Here is a 20,278-nt window from a genome sequence, read left to right as displayed (position 1 = left end):
CTAAACCCCTCCATCTTTTTATTTTATTTAAGATGTAATAATACATCTAAATAATCAAAATTAATTATTTACTTCCATGTACTTTCATATCAATAATTACAGCACTTAGAAGTACTAAACCTACTACCAGCTGCTGCCAGTAAACGGAAACACCAAGCAGAACCAGCGCATTATTTACTAAAGCCACAAGTATAATTCCTAAAAATGCTCCCAGTACAGTTCCTTCTCCACCGGTAAGACTGGCACCACCAATTACAGCTCCTGCAATAGCACGCAGCTCAGCTCCAGTACCTACAGTAGGAGTAGCAACTCCAAAACGAGCCAGATTTAATATCCCAGCAAAACCAGCTAAAGAAGAACATAAAATATAGACCATAATTTTTGTTTTATTTACATTAATACCGGAAAACTTTGCTGCTTCCTCATTGGAACCAACATAGTAAATTTTTCTAAAAGTTTTAGAATTTCTCATTAAAAAATCCATTACAATAACTAAAAGAATCAAAATCAAACCCGGGTTGGGAATACCAAAGGTCTTTCCACCACCGATAAAGTCAAAGGTTTGAGAAATCTCTCCAATGCTAACCGGAGAACCTTTAGTGATAATATAGGCTAAACCCCGGCCGATAGACATCATACTCAAAGTTGTAATAAATGGGCTCAATTTTATTTTTGTAATAAATTGCGAAATACTAAAACCAATAGCAACTGATAAAGCAATCGAAATAAATACTGATAACCAGATATTCAAACCCAGAGTAACCATTGTCATACCAGCAAGCACATTAGCAAAAGCCATAACTGATCCAACTGAAAGATCAATTCCACCAACAACTAAAACTAATGTCATACCTACAGCCAGGATTCCATCCATCGATAAACCAATTAAAGTAGTATTAATATTATAAGTACTTAAGAATCCTGGAGCCATAAAGCTCAATAAGGCTGCAAATGCTATTATTATCAGTGCTAATGAAGCTTCTCGTAATCCAAATAACTTTTTTAGAATACTAGAATTCTGTGTATTTTCCATTCCCTTTTACCCCTCCATTTTATTAATTTTTAAAATCATTTTTTCTGCCAGAAGCATACATCATAACTTCTTCTTCGGTTGCTGTATCTGCATCAAGTTCCCCAACCAGTTTCCCCTGGTGCATTACTAAAATCCGGTCACTTAAACCTAAAATTTCGGGTAACTCAGAGGAAATAAACATTACTGCATGTCCATTATTTGATAACTCTCTTAAAGCTGTATGGATTTCAAATTTAGCCCCAACATCGATTCCTCTAGTTGGCTCATCTAAAATTAAAACTCTGGGATCAACAGCCAACCATTTGGCAAGTAAAACTTTCTGCTGGTTACCTCCACTCAAACTTTTAACTGGCTGGTCAAGGCTGGCATATTTTGTATTCATAATCTCTACAAATTTTTCTCCAATAGCTTTAACTTTTTTCTTTTTGATTAAAGAATTTTGCGAAACCTGTTCTAAATCAGCAGCCACAACATTTGCATTTAAATCCATATCTAAAAATAGTCCCTGTTCTTTTCTATCTTCAGTAATATAAATTAAACCCTGATCTATATTTTCTCTGGTATTATTGGCTGTTATATCCTTACCAAAAAGTGTAATCCTACCACTGTCGGGCTGATTGATACCAAAAACAGTCTGCATCGCCTCTGATCTACCAGCACCAATCAAACCAAATAAACCAACTATTTCTTTTTCGTTAACTCTAAAACTTATGTTTTCAAATTCATCTTTGCGGCTTATGTTTTCAACAGAAAGGATATTTTGACCAACTTCAGTTGTTCTGTCGGGATAGGCCTGATCAAGTTCTCTGCCAACCATCATCCGCACAATATCATCTGGATCAACATCTTCTACTCGTCCGTCTCCAACATGAACACCATCTCTTAAAACAGTAAAACTATCACAAATTTTAAAAATTTCTTTAAGTCGGTGACTAATGAAAAAGATTGCTATACCCTCTTCTTTTAATCTCATTAAATTATCAAATAAGATTTGTGACTCAGATTCTGTTAGAGAAGATGTTGGCTCATCAAGAATCAAAATTTTAGCATTAATGGATAGAGCCTTTGCTATTTCAACCATCTGCTGCTCTGAAATACCGAGTTTACCCAGCGGCTGCCTGACATCTATATCAAGATTCAACCTCTTCAATACTTTATCAGCTTCCTGACGCATCTGCTTAAAGTTTACCATCCCTTTTCTCTTTTCCGGAACCCGGCCCATAAAAATATTTTCTGCAACACTAACTTCCGGACAGAGACTGAGCTCCTGATGAACAATACTTATACCTTTTTCCTGGGCAGTACGGGGATCCAAATTACTTAATTTTTCACCTTCAAATATAATTTCTCCTTCATTTGGCTGTAAAATTCCTGTCATTATATTCATTAGTGTTGATTTACCAGCACCATTTTCACCACAAACTGCCTGAATTTCTCCCGGCTCAATCTGAATATTTACATCTTTTAGAGCCTGAGTTCCATAAAAAGACTTGCTGATTCCTCTCATTTCTAAAAGTTTGCTCATTTGGATTTAACTACCTCCTTCTTAACTCTTTACATGAATCTCTAACTACCAGTTCTGGATCATATAAAAATCTGGGTTTTTCAATTCCAATTTCTATCATATTAAATAATAATCTGGCTGCATGTCTGCCCAGTTCTTCTTTAGGATGTCTAACTGAGGTAAGCCTAACATTTGTTGCTGTAGCCAGAATGGAATCATCAAAAGAAACAACGGAAATATCTTCTGGTACTTTTAAACCATTATCAATAATTGCCTTGACAACATCTACTGCAATTTCATCATTATAACAGACAACTGCTGTCGGCTGATTTTGGTGAGATAACATTTTATCCATACAGTGATAGGGATAAGATGATATCTGGCTAGTTATATAAGTTCCAATATCTGCGGCTTCTGGGTCAAGATCATAATCTGAGAGTGCTTTTTTAAAACCCTTAAGTCTAAATATCCCCTGCAGATCATCTTCTTTAAAAATACCAGCAATGTTTGTATGGCCCAGCTGAAGCAAATATTGAGTTGCCTTATAGCCACCCTTATAATCATTGACTATGGCATAGGATGGATCAAGTTCTCTATAATAGGCATTTAGCATTACAAAAGGAATATTTTTTTCTTTAAGTTCCTGATATAAATCCATGTTGTGGGTGTCGACTGCACTTTTTGTTGGCTCAATTATCAAACCATCAACTTGATTATCTATAACTTTTCTTAAGTGTTTTCGTTCTTTATTGGGATCATTATCTGTATTGGCCAGATTTAGAGTATAGTGCTTTGAACTGACAACCTCTTCAATCCCGGAGATAATATTGGGAAAAATATAATTGGAAAGATATGTAGTAATAACTGCAATTCGTTTTTCTTTAACTGTATTTTGTTCGTCCTTAAAAAATGTCCCCTTTCCTCTTTCTCGGGAAACAACTTTTTCCTTTTCCAGCTCTTTTAGAGCGCGGCGCACAGTATCCCTGCTGAAATTAAATTCTTCTGCCACATCAGATTCTGAGGGCAGTAAATCACCATCACTTAACTCATGATGTTTTATATAATCTTTATAATAATCTATAATTTGCTGATACTTTGCTTTTTTCATACAACAACTCTCCCCACTTTTAAACAAGTTGTATGTTAACTTGTTGGTTATATTGTACAACAATCTGTTTTGAAAATCAAGGATAATTTTAAATTTTATAATATTTTCTGAAATTTAAAAGAAAATAAAAAAAGACAGTACAACTCCGCATAATTCAGAGCAATACTGTCTCAATAATCTTCAATTATATAAAATAAATACCTTAGTTTTTAAGGCTCTGCAGTGGTGCCGGAATTCGGCCACCTCTGGCAATAAAGTCGGAACTTGAATAATCACTTACTTTCATAATTGGAGCTCGACCAAATAAACCCCCGTATACAACTTCCTCTCCCACATCTTTACCGGGAACTGGAATTACCCTAACAGCTGTTGTCTTGTGGTTTACCATTCCAATTGCAGCTTCATCAGCAATAATTGCCGAAATTGTATCTGCAGTAGTTTTACCGGGAACAGCTATCATATCAAGTCCTACCGAACAGACTGCAGTCATTGCTTCTAATTTTTCCAAACTTAATGCCCCTTTTTCTACAGCTTCTATCATCCCAGCATCTTCACTAACAGGTATAAAAGCTCCACTTAAACCGCCGACATGAGAAGATGCCATTACCCCACCTTTTTTAACTGCATCATTTAAAAGAGCAAGGGCAGCGGTTGTTCCATGAGCACCAGCAACTTCAACTCCCATTTCTTCTAAGATTCTAGCAACACTGTCGCCAACTGCCGGGGTTGGAGCCAGCGAAAGATCAACAATACCTGCTGTAACTCCGAGCATCTCAGAAGCTTCTTTGGCCACCAGCTGGCCCATCCGGGTAATCTTAAAAGCAGTCTTTTTAATAGTTTCAGCAACTACATCAAAGGGCTCTCCTTTAACCTTAGTTAAGGCTGCCTTGACAGCTCCCGGACCAGAAATACCTACATTAATCATACATTCACCTTCACCAACTCCGTGGAAGGCACCTGCCATAAAGGGATTATCCTCCGGTGCATTGGCAAAAACAACCAGCTTACTGGCTGCAACACCACCATTATCAGCAGTCAGATCAGCACATTTTTTTACTACTTCACCCATCTCAGCAACTGCATCCATATTTAGACCGGCTCTAGTCGTACCAATATTAACTGAAGAACAGACCCTTTCTGTCTGGGCCAGAGCTTCCGGAATTGATTTGATCAGTTTCTTATCAGCTTCTGTCATTCCCTTATGAACCAGCGCTGAAAAGCCGCCAATAAAGTCAACTCCTACTTCTTTAGCTGCCCTGTCCAGTGTTTTAGCAAATTCTATGTAGTCTAAATCTTCAGAAGCAGCTGCAACAAGCGATATGGGAGTAACCGAAATTCTCTTATTAATGATCGGTATATCGTATTTTAACTCAATCTCTTCTGCGGTCTTAACTAAATCACCCGCATATTTAACAATTTTATTATAAATATTTTCTCTTGCTTTGGCACCATCACTATCTGCACAGTCACTTAGAGAAATTCCCATAGTCACTGTTCTGATATCCAGTTTTTCCTCTTCCAGCATTCTGATTGTTTCCATAATCTCGTATGTATTTAACATTAACTCACTTCCTCTCAAACTCAAAAACTAAAATTATTACTCAAAAACCAGCCTATAATTAAATTCTGTGCATGGAGCGGAAAATATCTTCATGCTGTAATTTAATTGAGACTCCCAACTTTTCGCCCTTCTGCTTTAACTCTTTTTTTAATTCCTCTAAAGGAATTTCCAGAGAATCAAGCTCCACCAGCATGGTCATTGTAAAATAATCATCCAGTATTGTCTGACTGATATCAAGGATATTCACCTTTTTTTCAGCCAGCAGTGTACTTACCTCAGCAATAATCCCAATCTGATCAACACCAATTACACTAATAATAGCTTTCACAAAAATCTTCCTTTCTCTTCTAGAATAAATACTCATAACTCTACTGCTCTGATTTAATAGATTATAATTCTTATCACTAATCTTATCATTTATTTTAATTCTTTACAACAAAAACCGCCGGCATAATCACCGACGGCCTCAAGAACTCCTATTGTTTATATTTTTAGAATATAGATTATTTTAAGTCTTTAAATCTCTCTTTTAAATCTCCATAAAGATTCTGATAAATCTCATAGTTTTTATTATACTTTTCAACATTCTCAGCTATCGGATCTACAGTTTTGACTACATCAACCAGTTCCTCTACTATTGATTCGAAGTCAGAAAAGACTCCAGCCCCAACTCCAGCAATAATTGCTGCCCCAAAGGCAGGTCCCTGCTCAATATTTAAAAGGCTGATTGTTTCACCAAAGATATCTGCTGTAATCTGCTGCCAGAGTTCACTTTTGGCTCCTCCACCAATTAGACGTATCTCATTAACTTCAACACCGCGGGCTTTAATTAATTCTAAAGAGTCTCTCAAAGCAAAACTGACACCCTCCATTACACTGCGGATAAAGTGGCCTCTTTTATGTTTTCCGGAAATGCCGAAGAATACTCCTCTGGCATCTGCATCAGCATGGGGAGTCCGCTCACCATATAAATAGGGTAAGAAAGTTAAGCCTTCACTTCCGGCTGGTACAGCTGCTGCTTCTTTATTTAAAGTTTCAAAATCAAGTTCATCATTAAACATTTCTTCTTTCAGCCACTTAAATGACATTCCTGCTGAAAGTACTACTCCCATCATATAGTAACTTCCCGGAACTGCATGATTAAAGAGGTGAATTCTTCCTTCAGGATCTGCTTCAGCCTGGTCGGTCTGAGCAACTACAACTCCCGATGAACCAAGACTTGCCATTACTCGACCGGACTTGATAATTCCGCTCCCAACTGAACCACAGGCATTATCTGCTCCTCCAGCCACTATTTTTGTTGAAGTCGCTAAACCTGTTTTTTCTGCTGCTTCTGCAGTTACAGGTCCCACTATATCAACTGATTTTAAGACAGGAGGCATAATTGACGGCTTCAGATCTAATTTTTCCATTACGTCTGCTGACCAGTCTTCTGCTTTTACATCACAGAGTAAGGTCCCAGCAGCATCAGATAGATCCATTCCCAGCTCTCCGCTAAGCTTATATCTTATGTAATCTTTGGGTAATAATACTTTTTCTAATTTCTCAAAGTTTTCCGGCTCATTGTTTCTGAGCCACAAAATTTTGGGGGCTGTAAAGCCTTCCAGGGCCGGATTGGAAACTAAATTAGCTAACTCTTTAATTCCGCCAACTCGCTCATAAATTTCCTCACATTCAGCTGAAGTTCTGGTATCACTCCATAAAATTGCCGGTCTAATAACTTCCATATTTTCATCCAAAAAGACGGAAGAATGCATTTGACCGGAAAAACTTAATGCCTCAATTTTTGAACTGTCAATCTCATTTTCTGCAATCAAATCTTTGATGACCTTCTGACTTGCCTGCCACCAGTCTTCCGGATTCTGCTCTGCCCAGCCAGACTGGGGAGTTGTAAGTGGATAACCCTCACTATTTTCTGCCACTATCTCTCCGTTTTGATCCATTAAAAGTGCCTTAACTGCACTTGTACCAATATCTAAACCTAAAGTATACTGCAAAATAAATCCTCCTCATCAAATTTATTAGTCATAACAGCTTAAATTATAACCAAAATTATGTCACAATTTCTACACTGAGATTGAATATCTGGGCTGCCAGACCATAAATAGTTGCCAGTCCTTCCAGCTCAGTAAACTTAAGATCAACAAACTCACGTGAAATATTTAAAGATTTCTGATCAACTATTTTATTGATGTTGTCCATTAAATAACCCTCAGCTCTGATAATCCCGCCACCAATAACAATATGCTCGGGACTTAAACTGTTAATTATATTAACCAGTCCAATACCAATATTACAGCCGCTTCTTTCGATTATACTTCTTAATTTTTCATCTTTTTCAAAATCCAGCTCATAGATCTGATCGATGCTTAAATCCTTCTTTAAATATCGGTTAACCTCATCGCGCAGAAAGGACTCAGAAGCCAGAGTCTCCCAGCAGCCGTCATTCCCACAGTGACATTTTGGACCATCACTATCAATGATTAAATGACCAAACTCACCTGCGTTGCCGCTGGCGCCTGTATAAAGCTTACCGTCAAGCAGAATTCCACAGCCGATACCTTCATTGATTGAAACAAAAACCAGATTCTCAATATCCGGATAAATAAATTCTTTTTCCCCAATTACAGCCGCTTTAGCTTCATTTTCCAGCAGCACGGGAAAATCGAAATATTGAGAGTAAAACTTTGGAATCTCAAGATCATGCCAGCCCAGATTAGGAGCAAATTCCAGACTGTTATGCTCACGGTTAATTAAAGCCGGCACACCAACTCCAAGTCCCAGAATTTTTTCGCGCTTAATCTGATGCTTTTCCAGCAACTTTTCAATCTCAGCTTTAATTTTCAAAAGATTAAACTCGGCATCCTGCTCATGGTCTATATCAATATTTTTCCCCTCTAAAATTTCAAAGGCCAGATCAAATAAGTACAGCTGACTGTGATTAACTCCAATATTTAAAGATAACATATAACCTTTTTGGGGATTAACTTTAATATAGACAGGTTTCCGCCCACCGTTTGAGCTCCCCTTTTCAGTTTCAATTACATATTCCTCTTCAATTAATTTTTTGACATGATTGGTAATTGTCGCAGCACTGTAACTTGTATTCTCTGCCAGTTCTTTCCGGGTTATAGGCCCGTGGCGGTGAATAATTTTAAATATTGAACCCTGATTTAAATTGTGGATAAAAGTTGAATTTCCTACACGCTGTTTGTTCATAATTATCAATCCTTATCTCCTTATTAATTTAAGTTTTAATTTAAGCCTTAAATTATCTTCTGTATTATATATTCTCGCTTCTCAATAATATTCCTGCTTTTTTGTGAAAAAATCTTTAAAATATTTGTGTATTTCAATATTAAGCAAAAACTTATGCCAAAAAATCTTCTCTCTGAGGTGTAAACACATCCAAAATTACTGCATCTGTAAGCGCCTTAACCCCATGTTCAATATTTTTCCCTGCATAAAAACTATCTCCCGCTTTTAGGGTACTGGTTTCTCCACCAACCTCTACTTCAAACTCACCTTTTAGAATATAACAAATCTGTTCATGCTGGTCATGGCTGTGTTTCTTACCGACTCCTCCTTTTTTAAAGTGAACCTCAACTGCCATCATTGTCCCTCCGCGACTTAAAATCTTTCTTTTTACCTTTGCTTCCAGTTCTTCAAATTCAATTTCACTATTTTTAACAATAATTTTTTCCACTCTTCTCTCTCCTCACTTGATATAATATAGTAATTACTCTTATTATCTATACAATATTTTCTCATAAAATTAATTTTAAAGCAATCTTTTAGCATACTTTTGCCAGAATTATTTTAAGTCTTAAATTTTTTCACAAAATCAATTTGATTTAAAGGAGAAAAATATCTGATAGTGAATATATTAAATAAGAGAAATAAAATATTATTAATGACATTAATCTAAAAAGGGAGTGTATTATAAATGAAAGTATTATTTATTGGCGGTACAGGTACTATTAGTCAGGCTGTATCAGAACTGGCTGTAAAAAAAGGAATAGATTTATATCTTTTTAACCGGGGTAACAGCAATCACCTGGCTCCAGCTGAGGCTAAAATTATTGAAGGAAATATTAGAAATCCCGAAGAGGCGAAGGAAAAACTTAAAGGCTATGATTTTGATGCTGTAGTTGACTGGGTTGCTTTTACGCCCGAACATGTTAGAAATGATATTGAAATTTTTAGAGGTAAAACAGATCAGTATATTTTTATCAGTTCAGCCTCTGCCTATCAGAAACCGCAGACAAGTTATTTAATTGACGAATCAACTCCGCTGGCAAATCCTTACTGGGAATATTCGCAAAATAAAATAGCCTGTGAAAACCTTTTGATGGCAGAATACAGAAAAAATGATTTTCCAATTACAATCATCAGACCCTCTCATACTTATGGTAAAACTTCAATTCCAGCAGCGCTTAACAGCCATCAGGCTCCCTGGTCACTGGTGGATAGAATGAGACGCGGCAAGAAGATTCTGGTCCATGGAGACGGCAGCTCTCTCTGGACAATGACCCACAATAGTGATTTTGCCAGAGCTTTTGTTCCCCTGCTCGGAAATATGAGGACTCTGGGCCATGCTTTCCAGATTACTTCAGATGAGACATTAAACTGGGATCAGATATTTAGAGCAATTGCCAGAGCAGCAGGTGTAGAAAAACTTGACCTTGTCCATGTAGCATCTGAGAAAATTGCAGAATATGACCAGCGTTTCAGAGGTTCTCTGCTTGGGGATAAAGCAGTAAGTGTTGTTTTTGATAACTCCAAAATCAAGCGTTTTGTGCCTGAATTTAAAGCCACTGTTTCTTTTGCTGAAGGAGTAAAAAAATCAATTAACTGGTATGACAATCATCCGGAAGAAAAGCAGATTGATGAAGATTGGAATAAATTAATGGACCAAATAATTGCTGAAAACGGAAGCTAATCATGCTTAAAAATTAATTGATAAGGTTTTTCTCTCTGATACTGGCAAAGAATTTGCTCGAAAAGAATTTCTCTAAAAAATAATACTATTAAATTAAAACTCCCTCTTTTCAGCACTTAAGCTGAGCAGAGGGAGTTTAGTTATTATTCACATCAATTTTTAACTAGATTTTCCGATTCAGCCAGACCAGCATTTCTCCACTTTCTCGATTATCCCAGGTATAATAGGGAACAGCCTGAATCTCAATTTGTTTAAATTCAGGTTTTTGAGTACTGTAAAGACTGCTGCCAAAACTATCTTTATCGAGCTTATAGGCACTTCCTTTAACTACAGTTACCCCTCCCAGCAGATCTTCTTTATATTCTGCCTTTAATTCTGCATCATCAGCAAGATAGACTGCCGGCAAATTCTTGCCATTATCAATTTCTTCTAAGGCATAGACAATTGGCCCGCGCTGCAGAGAAACTTTACCAATATCCTCTCTAACTTCTGGATTGGCATAGATCTTTTCCACCGGCATTTTTAAAATTAATTTTATCCTGTCCTTCTGCCACTTTCTTTTAATTTTTGCATAACCAGCTTCAATTATTTCTGTTAAATCAATATTTTTACCATTTAGCTGCAGGGCAGCTTTTCTGCACCAGCCGGGAATTCTTAGAGCAAGCTCAAATTCTACCTCTTTTTCTGCCTTAAGCTTAATTTCAATTTCTTCATCCCAGGGATAATTAGTTTTTTGGCTGACTTCAACATTTTGACCTTTAAACTCAAATTCAGACTGATTATCAGCATAAAGATTAACAAATAACTGTTCCTCATTCTGAGAATAGATATAGCTGCCGATTGAAGCAAGCAGACGAGCTAGATTTGGAGGGCAGCAGGCACAGCCAAACCATTTTTGCCTCGTTGGTTTTACATGTTTGTGATCTTCTCTCTGCTCACAGACTTCCGGCTGCACTTCCAGTGGATTTACATAAAAGAAGCGCTTACCATTTTGAGACATTCCGCTTAAAGCCCCATTATATAAAGCTTTTTCCATTATATCTGCATATTCTCCTTTTTTCTCTAAATGAAGCATGCGCTGAGCAAAAAATACCAGGGCTACTGCTGCACAGGTTTCTGTATAAGCTGTATCATTGGGCAGATCATAGTCAAAAGTAAATGATTCTCCCTGAACACTGGACCCGGTCCCTCCTGTTATATAAATTTGCTTACTGGTAGTATTGTCCCAGAGCTGCTTACAGGCGCCAATTAAAGACTGATCCCCCGTAACTCTAGCCACATCTGCCATGCCGCTGTACATATATAGTGCTCTCACTGCATGACCGGCTGCTGCTTTCTGCTCTCTCACCGGAGCATGAGCCTGATAGTAATCTCTTTTAACATTTTGATGGAAATCATCCCAGTGATCTATTTTTCCTCTCTCTTCCCATTCCTGATCAAAATAGAAAGGATCTTTTCCCCGCTGGTCAATAAAAAACTTTGCCAGATCTCTGTATTTTTCTTTACCACTTACTTCATATAGTTTGATTAATGCCAGCTCAATTTCCTGATGACCGGGATAGCCCTTTAATTTATCAGCCTCCGGACCAAATTTACTCTCGATTAAATCAGCATTTTTCTGCATGATATTTAAAAACTTATCTTTACCTGTGGCCTTATAATAGGCTACTGCAGCTTCAATTAAATGCCCGGCACAGTAAAGTTCATGACATTCAGCCAGGTTTTTCCACTTCATCTCCGGCTCTTTTACAATAAAATATGTATTTAAATAACCATCTTCCTGCTGAGCCTCTCCAATCAGATCAATAACCTCATCTGCTCTTTTTTCCAATTCAGGATCAGAATTAACTGTTAACTGATAGGCTACTGCCTCAAGCCATTTAGCTACATCACTATCCTGAAAAACCATCCCCTGAAACTCTCCTTCAGATCTACCGGCAGCAATTTTGAAGTTTTCTACAGCATGACTTGGTTCTGTATCTGGAAGTTCATCATTTAAAGCCTGCCACTGATAAGGAATAACCTCTTTTCGAACAAGTTTATTTTTTTGTGCTAATAACCCAGCATTTAATTTTACATTTTTCAAATCTACTTTTTTTAAGTGCTTTTTCATTTTTAAATGCCCCTTTTTTAATTATCTGATTATTATTAATTTAAATTAAGCTTATCATTTTTATTTAGTAACTGTCAAACTATTTTAGTTATAGCTAAATAAAAGTCTAAAAAAAAGACACTCCAGGGATAGGGAGTGTCTTTTTTCGCAAATATAAATTTAATAAGGAGATATTTGCTTTTAGTATCATCTAATATTTTTGTATTACTTTATCTAAATATTATCCTTTTTGGCTTAGCCCATTAAAAAGTTAGGCAGCCAGAGAGTTAAAGCAGGGACAAAGGATAATAGTAATACCATAATTATAAGTACTGCATAAAATGGCATCAGTGATTTTGCGATTTTTTCTATTGGAGCATTACCAATTGAACAGCCAACAAATAAGGTTGAGCCAACTGGTGGAGTTAATAATCCTACTCCAAGGTTAAGCATCATCACAACACCAAAGGTAATTGGATCCATTCCAATACTTCTTACAACCGGCAATAAAATTGGGGTTGCAATTAAGATCAGTGGAGCCATATCCATAATTGTACCAAGGAATAGTAAAATTAGGTTAACTAATAGCATAATAATAATTGGATTATTAGATAAATCCAGGAGTGCATCTGTAATCATAGCCGGTACCTGCAGGTAAGACATCATCCAGGCAAAGGCACTTGAGGTTGCAATAATCGCTACAACCATGGCTAAAGTACTGAGTGAACTTCTTAAAATATCAACAAACTTTGAAATAGGTATATCTCGATAAACAAAGAATGTAATTATAAAAGCATAGACGGCAGCAATAGCTGCTGATTCAGTTGCTGTAAAAACACCAGTAGTTACTCCACCGATAATAATCACAGCTGTCAGTAATCCAAGAATACTATCTCTGGTTATCCGCAGAGCTTCTTTAAAAGAAACTTTTTCTTCTCGCGGATAATCCCGTTTAACTGCTATCGCATAACTTAAAATCATCAGCGCAATTCCTAAAAGTACTCCCGGAACTATACCTCCCAGGAATAATTTTGCAACTGAAATTCCTCCACCTGCAGCCAGTGAATAAATAATCATATTATGGCTGGGGGGAATAATAATTCCCTGTACTGAAGAAGTGATTGTTACATTGATTGAATAATCTTTATCAAATCCTTTTTTCTCCATCATTGGAATCATAATTGAACCAATAGATGAAACATCTGCTACAGAAGAACCTGAAATTCCACCAAAAAACATACTCGCTAAAATATTTACCATTGCCAGACCACCGCGCATCCAGCCGATAATTACATTAGAAAATTTTATCAATCTATCAGAAATTCCTCCCTGACCCATAATCTCTCCTGCAATAATAAAAAATGGAATAGCCATCAGAGAAAAAGAATTGATCCCTTTTACCATCTGCTGCATTACCACCATTGGCGGTAGTCCAACATAAAATGCTGTAAACATTGTTGAAAGACCCAGACTAAAAGCAATGGGGATACGAATAAATAACATGAATAAAAAAGAACCTAATAATATTAATACTGCCGGATCCATCTAGTTTTCCCCCTCTGCTTTTTTCTTTTTTTCTGTTTCACTTTGAATTGTCAGGTGTTCTTCCCGTAAAACTCCAAAAAACTTTGCTGTAGAATAAATTATAATTAAGATACCAGAAAGTGGAAACATAATAAATAAAAGACCTCTTGTCCACTGTGTGGCCGGTAAAACTGTAGTTTTAGTTGCATTATATAAATCCCAGCCATATTTTAACATAAAAGAACCAAAAATACCTACCAATAAATCTTCAATCTTATATACAATCTTTTGATAATTATCTGGAATAAGACTCATAAAAAATTCAATACTTAAGTGAACAGAGTTTTTCACCCCAAGAGCCATTCCCAGAAAACCAAACCAGATCATCATTAGCAGTGCAACCTCATCTGACCAGCGAAAAGTAAAATTAAATAAATATCTGGTAAATACAGTTGTACTAACAATCACTATCATTGCCACTAAAAAAACCATAGCCAGATAGCTAATCAAATTCTCAGAAATATCTAAAATTTTAGTTAAAAAACTTTGGTTTTCCTTTTTTTCTCCCATAAAATTCACCCTTTTTTAAGGGGTGGAAGGAGAATCTCCTTCCACCTTTATTTACAACTATTATCTAACTTAATAAAATGCATGCATAAGTTATTTAAATCTTAACTTATTCTTCCATTTCAAAGTTTAAAATACTATCTAAGAGATCTTCATATCCTTCACTGTACTTAGGATACAGACCTTTTACTTTGTCCTGGAAAGCCTGCTTTTGTTCAGCATTTAAAGTAGTAATTGTTGCGCCTTCTTCAACAGCTAACTTCTTAGCTTCTTCAGTACGCTTATCCCAGGCTTCACGCTGTACTTCAGTAGAATCTACAGCAGCTTGCTTGATAATTTCCTGATCTTCTGCACTTAACTTATCCCAGGTGATTTTACTCATAATAATTAACTCAGGAATACGGTTATGTGCGTCTTCAACAAAGTATGGAGCTACTTCGTGGTGACTGTTATAGTACCAGCCAGGATAGTTGTTCTCACCAGCATCTACAACACCAGTCTGCAGAGCACTGTAAACCTCACCCCAGGCGATTGGAGTAGGAGATGCACCAAGTGCTTCTACCATATCCATCATTAACTGACTTTCCTGAACTCTAATTCTTAAACCTTCTAAGTCTTCAGGGCTTGTAACTTTAGTATCTGCAGTGTAGAAACTGCGAGCACCAGAGTCATACCAGGTTAATCCAACAATACCTGCTTCTTTAAGACCATCTAATACTCCCTCTCCTACCTCACTGAATAATACCTGGAACATGTATTCTTCACTGGGATAGAGATATGGAAGAGATAAAACATTCATTGCTGGCTCAAAGTTTGCCATTGGAGTAATAGAGGTTCTAACAAAATCAATTGCACCAAACTGAACCTGTTCGATTGTAGAACTCTCATCACCTAGAACTCCACCAGGATAAACTTCAATCTCGATTCTACCATCAGTTCTTTCTTCTACCAGACGGGCAAATTCTTTTGCTCCAACCACAGTAGGATAACCTTCAGGCTGATTGTCTGCCAGACGCAGGGTCATCTCCTGAGCTGAAACGGCAAATGAGAAAATTAAAAGACTAGCTAGAACTAAAACTAAAACTTTTTTCATAATTTTTCTTCCCCCTTAATTTATTTTCTAAATTTATTGTATCAGGAGAAAAAGCTAAAAACTATAGACTAAGTTGTTATCTTATTCATTTCTTTGTTTGTTTTCAGAAAATTGAAGCTAAATAACTGCTTATTGAAACTTTCCAGGTGAAATTCCGGTATATTTTTTAAAGGCCCGGCTAAAATAGTTACGGTCTGAATACCCAACCTCACAGGCAACAACTTTAATTTTATCTCCATTTTTTAAGCGCTTTTTTGCTTCTTCCATTCTGACTTTGATTAAATAATCTTTATAATTAATCCCCTCAACCTCTTTAAATAATTTGCTCAGATAATATTTGCTGAAGGAAATATACTCAGCCACATCTTCCAGACTTATATCATCTTTATAATTTTGATCTATATAATCTTTAACAGTTTCAATAATTTCTACTTTTTGTTCTTTGGCATTATTGCAGAGATCATCAATTAGATTTTCTATAATCTGTTCAAAATATATTTTTAAACCTTCCAGATTATTAATCAGTTCAATTTCATTTTCTAAAGTCTGCATCTCTAAAAAAGGCTGCTGCTGATTATAATATTCCATTAAGCGTCGGTTTAAAAAGATTAAAAATCTCCGCAAAAAGGACTTAATTCGACTCAGGTTATTTTTTTCTTCCTGAACTAAGTAATTATAAATTTTATTAAATTCCTTTTTAGCCTGCTCATAATTTTTATCAATTATTTTGGCAAAAACCTTCTTCTCACTCTGATAGGGGTAAGTATTAATTGAAAATTGTGCATCAGCAGCTTTTTCCTTTGTCTGATTGTAGATATCACTAATAATTTTAAAATCAGAAGAAATACTGCTTTTTTTAACTAAAATATTCTTTTCTCTATTTTTAACTGCAGCTTCTATTTTTTTATATTCTGCTGAATTAATTTTTTCCGGAAGTTGATCATCTATAACTAAAAATATACTGTTAATTAAACCATTATAAGATATTATATTATCAAAGCAGCCTTTAAGCTGGTCTCGAATAAAATTATACAGCTCAGTGTCTATTTTTTGCTGTTCGTCATAATTAAAAGTTATGAAAATAAATTTTTCAGCTTCAATCCCCAGCAGTCTGGTGTGTTTTAGAAAACTTTTTAAGGAAGATTCTGTATTATAAATTATATTTAAAATAATTTCTTTTTCTAAGACAGGCGAGATATTCTTAATTTTCTCCAGCAGTGCTCTTTCTTTTTCATTCTTCTTTTTCTGAGTTTTAATTTTAGCAAGAGCAGTATCAACTACTTCTTTAAAATCTGCTTCAACATATGGCTTAACGAGATAGTCGCTGACTCCAATTTTAATTGATTTTTGTGCGTAATCAAATTCACTGTGAGCAGTCAGAATGATAATTTCAGTTCCCGGGACTTTTTCTTTTAATTTTTCTGCCGCCTCCAGCCCATTTAGTTTCGGCATTTTTATATCCATCAAGACCAGATCAACATTATTTTCTAAAGCCTGAAATACAGCTTCTTCTCCATTACTGACTTCAGCAGCAATTTCTAACTCATCCTGATAGAGTTTATTTATAAAAAACTTTATCGCTTTTCTCTCTAAATGTTCATCTTCTGCTATCAATACCTTTATCATTTTTTCCTCCCCTGACAAACTAAAATAAATTAAGCTTTATTTTTTACTGTCTTCTTTTTCTTTTTTTATTGGAATTTCAATAATGACTTCTGTACCCTGTTTAACTTTCGAATTGATTTTTAATAGATTTTTTCCATAATGAAGTTTCAGTCTTTTAATAACATTTAAAATGCCAAGACTTTCTCTTTCATCTTTTTCTTTATTTTGAGGCTGCTCAGTTAAAATTTTATTTAGCTTTTCACTTTCGATACCAATTCCATTGTCTCTAACTCTGATTTCTACTTTATTTGAAAATCTTTTAATTTCAATAATTACTCTTCCTTCTGAATCAGTATCAGCCAGCCCGTGGATAATTGAATTTTCTACAATCGGCTGAATAATCATTGGCGGAATTTCAATCTGATCCAGATTCCCTTCTGTAATAATCTCAAAATCCATCTGTTCTTTAAAACGGGTCTCCTGAATAGTAAGATAAGCTTTTAATACTTCAATCTCCTTTTTCAACTCCACCATTTTCCCCTTATGATCAAGGTTATAGCGCATGATTTTAGAAATAGCAATGATTAAGTTTTGAGTTTCCGCAGCATTCTCAAACATCGCTGTTCTGGAAACAGTATTTAAAGTATTAAATAAAAAATGAGGATCCATCTGCATCTGCAGATTTAAAAGCTGTGATTCTTTTAAAAGCCTCTCTTTTTCGATGTTCTCCATTTTTTCCTGATTAAGTTTATTTTCAAGTTCCGATTTTTCTTTAAGTTCCTGAATATAGTTTCTGATATTCTTTTTCATCAGGTTAAATGTCTGGCCTAAAATATTTAACTCCCGGTAATTGATCTCTTCTATATCCTCAATCTCCCAGTGCCCCAGTGAGAGGTAGCGAGCAGAAGAAGACAATTTTTCTATAGTCTTTAAAATACTGTTTGACATCAAAACTGCAAATATAAAAACTGCAATGCTGATTAAAATAACTACTGCATATATTGTTTTAGACCGGTTTTGAGTATCAACCAGCAGGTTTACATAGTTGCTGCTGTGATAAGCAAGATAAGAATTAATCAGATTTTGAGTATGGCTGTTCATATACGAATACAGGGTATCAATATCAGTCAGCTTCTGATAGGTAGTCTGGTTAAAAACACTGCTGTTAAATAATTCTGCAGCCAGCTGATCGTGATAATCAAGCATATTACTTAGATTTCTATAAAAAGTCCTGCTTTTTTGATCACGCCTGATCTCTGCTTCAATTTCCTGCATCAACTCTGTTATTTCGCTGCGGGAATTCTGATACAGCTCTCTATTTTCTTCAGTCCGCTCCTGAAAAAATAGATCAAAATGGCGGGAATTTTCCGTGATTTTCAATGAAAGCTGATTAAGCTCAAAATTTACATCTACATTCTCCTGATAAATTTCTATTTCTCTATCTCTTCTGATAAAAGAAAGAAAAAATACTATATTTAAAATGATAATAATAATTATAAAAATACTTATTATTCTGCTTCTAATCGATCTTTTTGGTTTTTTGATAAAATCAATAAGTCTGGAAAATATAATTAACACCTCCACTGCTGACAAAATAATATTTAAGCCAGGCTAACATTATAATACTACTTTAATTACCTGAGTGTCAAAGTATAATTTACTTAAATCAAATATGCTTAAAGAAAAAAGAGTTCAGCCATTTAGACCAAACTCTTTTAAAAATAAAATATTTACCTTATTAAATCTAACTATAGAAAGCTTTAATTAAGATTAACTAAGCTTCCACTTTCTCAGCTCTTTAATCTTTACTGAACCATTTTTAGCGAAAAAATTAATTTTCTTACTCGCTGGATCAGGATAAACTCGACTGCTGAAAACCTCCACGCCGTCATTTACAAATAATTCTATCGAAGAAGTGTCAATGAAAAAATGCAGTTTTAGATCTCCATTATTTTTTAAAGCACAGCTTCTGATTCCAGCTTCTCCCTGGCCGGATTTCCTTTTATCAAAAGTTAACTTTTCATTTTTACTGTTATAAGTTATTACAGTTTTCTGGCTGTTGTCCTCGGAAGCTCTTAACTCAACTCCAAAGCTGCTTGCATTCAAATCATTAAAGCTGACAATTAATTCCAGAGAATCGCCGCTAATAGAATCTAACTCTATTTTTTCGTTTTTCAACTTTAAATTATGATAACTAACTTCTTCTTTCCGCAGTTTTTTCAATTCAGCTGCTGGCTTTTGAATTAACTTATGATCCTGATTGAGCTCTAAAACTCTCGGCAGTGTCATTGTATGAACCCAGCCGTTTGCTCGTTCGGGATAGTTTTCCGGCTGATCCGGGACTCCCATCCAGGCAATCAAAATTCGTCTACCCTTTTTGTCAACAGTTGTCTGAGCTGCATAAAAATCAAAACCTCGATCTAATTCAGCAAAATCTTGCTGATCAAACTCTCCAGTCTGATAATTTAAACTGCCAACAAAATAGCCGCTCTGGTAAATATTATTATATAAATCCCCAGCTGCTTTTATTCCCTGGGGAGAGCCAATTAAAACTTCTTTTCCCATTAGGGTAAATAAATCAGGACACTCCCACATATATATATCATTTAAACCATTAATTTTACTATCTGCAATCTCACCGAGCAGCTGCCAGTCTTTTAAATCTTTAGAGCTAAAAAGTAGTATTCTTCCTTTATTTTCGGTATTTTGAGTTCCGATAACCAGATACCAGTCATCATCTTTTTTCCAGACCTTGGGGTCTCGAAAATGTCTGGTATAACCGACTGGCTGATTTTCAATTACTGGCCCCAGTTTATCAAAATTAATTCCATCTTTACTTACTGCCAGACACTGATAAGTTTCTCTTCTGTTATTCTCATCTTTGACATTGCCGGTATAGATTAAAGTCAGGGTTCCCTGGTTATCAACAGCACTCCCTGAATAACAACCGTGGCTTTCGTAACTCTGAGCTGGAGCAAGAGCCAGTGGAAGCTCCTGCCAGTCCACCAGATTCTTGCTTTTTAAATGGGCCCAGAATTTTGCTCCGTGACTGGTATCAAAGGGATAAAACTGATAGAAAAGATGGTAGTCCCCATCAAATTGAATAAATCCATTGGGATCATTCAGTAAACCGGCGGGCGGCATTATATGATAATTTAAACGATAATAATCGCTTTCTACTTTTTCTTTTTTTGATCTTACAGCCTGCTCGGCTTTTTTAATTAATTGATCTTCACTTTTCATCTGCAA

16 protein-coding genes are annotated in these 20,278 nt (G+C 35.7%); 1 reads left to right on the top strand and 15 read right to left on the bottom strand.

The features are described from left to right. Positions 1 to 64 precede the first annotated feature (64 nt). The 8 genes from C8C76_RS10200 to C8C76_RS10165 form a co-directional block, all read right to left on the bottom strand. Positions 65 to 1,033 carry an ABC transporter permease gene (locus C8C76_RS10200; RefSeq protein WP_108141305.1) on the bottom strand — a complete coding sequence of 323 codons (969 nt, stop codon included), beginning with the start codon at positions 1,031 to 1,033 and terminating at the stop codon, positions 65 to 67. A 22-nt stretch (positions 1,034 to 1,055) separates the two neighbouring features. Beyond that, positions 1,056 to 2,558 carry a sugar ABC transporter ATP-binding protein gene (locus tag C8C76_RS10195; protein ID WP_108141303.1) on the bottom strand — a complete coding sequence of 501 codons (1,503 nt, stop codon included), beginning with the start codon at positions 2,556 to 2,558 and terminating at the stop codon, positions 1,056 to 1,058. Between the two features lie 10 nt (positions 2,559 to 2,568). Next, positions 2,569 to 3,645 (bottom strand): GntR family transcriptional regulator, encoded by a 1,077-nt coding sequence (locus tag C8C76_RS10190; protein ID WP_108141301.1) that lies wholly within the window; start codon positions 3,643 to 3,645, stop codon positions 2,569 to 2,571. A 202-nt stretch (positions 3,646 to 3,847) separates the two neighbouring features. After that, a complete protein-coding gene (locus C8C76_RS10185) occupies positions 3,848 to 5,206 on the bottom strand; it encodes a PFL family protein (protein ID WP_108141299.1) in 1,359 nt (452 codons plus the stop codon). A gap of 58 nt (positions 5,207 to 5,264) precedes the next feature. Continuing rightward, a complete protein-coding gene (locus C8C76_RS10180; RefSeq protein WP_108141297.1) occupies positions 5,265 to 5,534 on the bottom strand; it encodes an ACT domain-containing protein in 270 nt (89 codons plus the stop codon). A gap of 175 nt (positions 5,535 to 5,709) precedes the next feature. Next, positions 5,710 to 7,203: a xylulokinase gene (gene xylB, locus C8C76_RS10175; protein WP_108141295.1), complete on the bottom strand. Its 1,494-nt coding sequence runs from the start codon at positions 7,201 to 7,203 to the stop codon at positions 5,710 to 5,712. 55 nt (positions 7,204 to 7,258) lie between these two features. Beyond that, positions 7,259 to 8,425 carry an ROK family transcriptional regulator gene (locus C8C76_RS10170; RefSeq protein WP_146161860.1) on the bottom strand — a complete coding sequence of 389 codons (1,167 nt, stop codon included), beginning with the start codon at positions 8,423 to 8,425 and terminating at the stop codon, positions 7,259 to 7,261. Between the two features lie 151 nt (positions 8,426 to 8,576). Further along, positions 8,577 to 8,912, bottom strand: a complete 336-nt coding sequence (locus tag C8C76_RS10165; protein WP_219909381.1) for a cupin domain-containing protein — start codon at positions 8,910 to 8,912, stop codon at positions 8,577 to 8,579. Positions 8,913 to 9,152: 240 nt separating this feature from the next. Here C8C76_RS10165 and C8C76_RS10160 point away from each other — a divergent pair, with 240 nt between their 5' ends. Then, positions 9,153 to 10,148, top strand: coding sequence for an SDR family oxidoreductase (locus tag C8C76_RS10160; protein WP_108141291.1), 996 nt, complete (start codon positions 9,153 to 9,155; stop codon positions 10,146 to 10,148). Positions 10,149 to 10,311: 163 nt separating this feature from the next. Here the strand turns inward: C8C76_RS10160 and C8C76_RS10155 are convergent, their stop codons facing one another. The 7 genes from C8C76_RS10155 to C8C76_RS10125 form a co-directional block, all read right to left on the bottom strand. Beyond that, positions 10,312 to 12,261 carry a glycoside hydrolase family 127 protein gene (locus C8C76_RS10155; RefSeq protein ID WP_108141289.1) on the bottom strand — a complete coding sequence of 650 codons (1,950 nt, stop codon included), beginning with the start codon at positions 12,259 to 12,261 and terminating at the stop codon, positions 10,312 to 10,314. Positions 12,262 to 12,495: 234 nt separating this feature from the next. After that, positions 12,496 to 13,785 (bottom strand): TRAP transporter large permease, encoded by a 1,290-nt coding sequence (locus C8C76_RS10150; protein ID WP_108141287.1) that lies wholly within the window; start codon positions 13,783 to 13,785, stop codon positions 12,496 to 12,498. After that, positions 13,786 to 14,334, bottom strand: coding sequence for a TRAP transporter small permease (locus tag C8C76_RS10145; protein WP_108141285.1), 549 nt, complete (start codon positions 14,332 to 14,334; stop codon positions 13,786 to 13,788). It abuts the gene before it with no gap. Positions 14,335 to 14,440: 106 nt separating this feature from the next. Next, on the bottom strand, positions 14,441 to 15,424 hold the full coding sequence (locus tag C8C76_RS10140; protein WP_108141283.1) for a TRAP transporter substrate-binding protein: 984 nt from the start codon (positions 15,422 to 15,424) through the stop codon (positions 14,441 to 14,443). Between the two features lie 129 nt (positions 15,425 to 15,553). Then, the gene (locus C8C76_RS10135) at positions 15,554 to 17,050 is read right to left on the bottom strand and encodes a response regulator transcription factor (RefSeq protein WP_108141281.1); all 1,497 of its coding nucleotides are present in this window, start codon (positions 17,048 to 17,050) and stop codon (positions 15,554 to 15,556) included. Between the two features lie 36 nt (positions 17,051 to 17,086). After that, a complete protein-coding gene (locus tag C8C76_RS10130) occupies positions 17,087 to 18,607 on the bottom strand; it encodes a sensor histidine kinase (RefSeq protein WP_108141279.1) in 1,521 nt (506 codons plus the stop codon). Positions 18,608 to 18,799: 192 nt separating this feature from the next. Continuing rightward, positions 18,800 to 20,272 (bottom strand): glycoside hydrolase family 32 protein, encoded by a 1,473-nt coding sequence (locus C8C76_RS10125; protein WP_108141277.1) that lies wholly within the window; start codon positions 20,270 to 20,272, stop codon positions 18,800 to 18,802. Between the last annotated feature and the right edge of the window lie 6 nt (positions 20,273 to 20,278).

Origin of the sequence: Halanaerobium saccharolyticum (genome assembly GCF_003053565.1) — a bacterium.
Taxonomy (GTDB): Bacteria; Bacillota; Halanaerobiia; order Halanaerobiales; family Halanaerobiaceae; genus Halanaerobium; species Halanaerobium saccharolyticum_B.
Note: the sequence above shows the minus strand (reverse complement) of the source record. Positions and strands in the feature narration are given on the sequence as shown.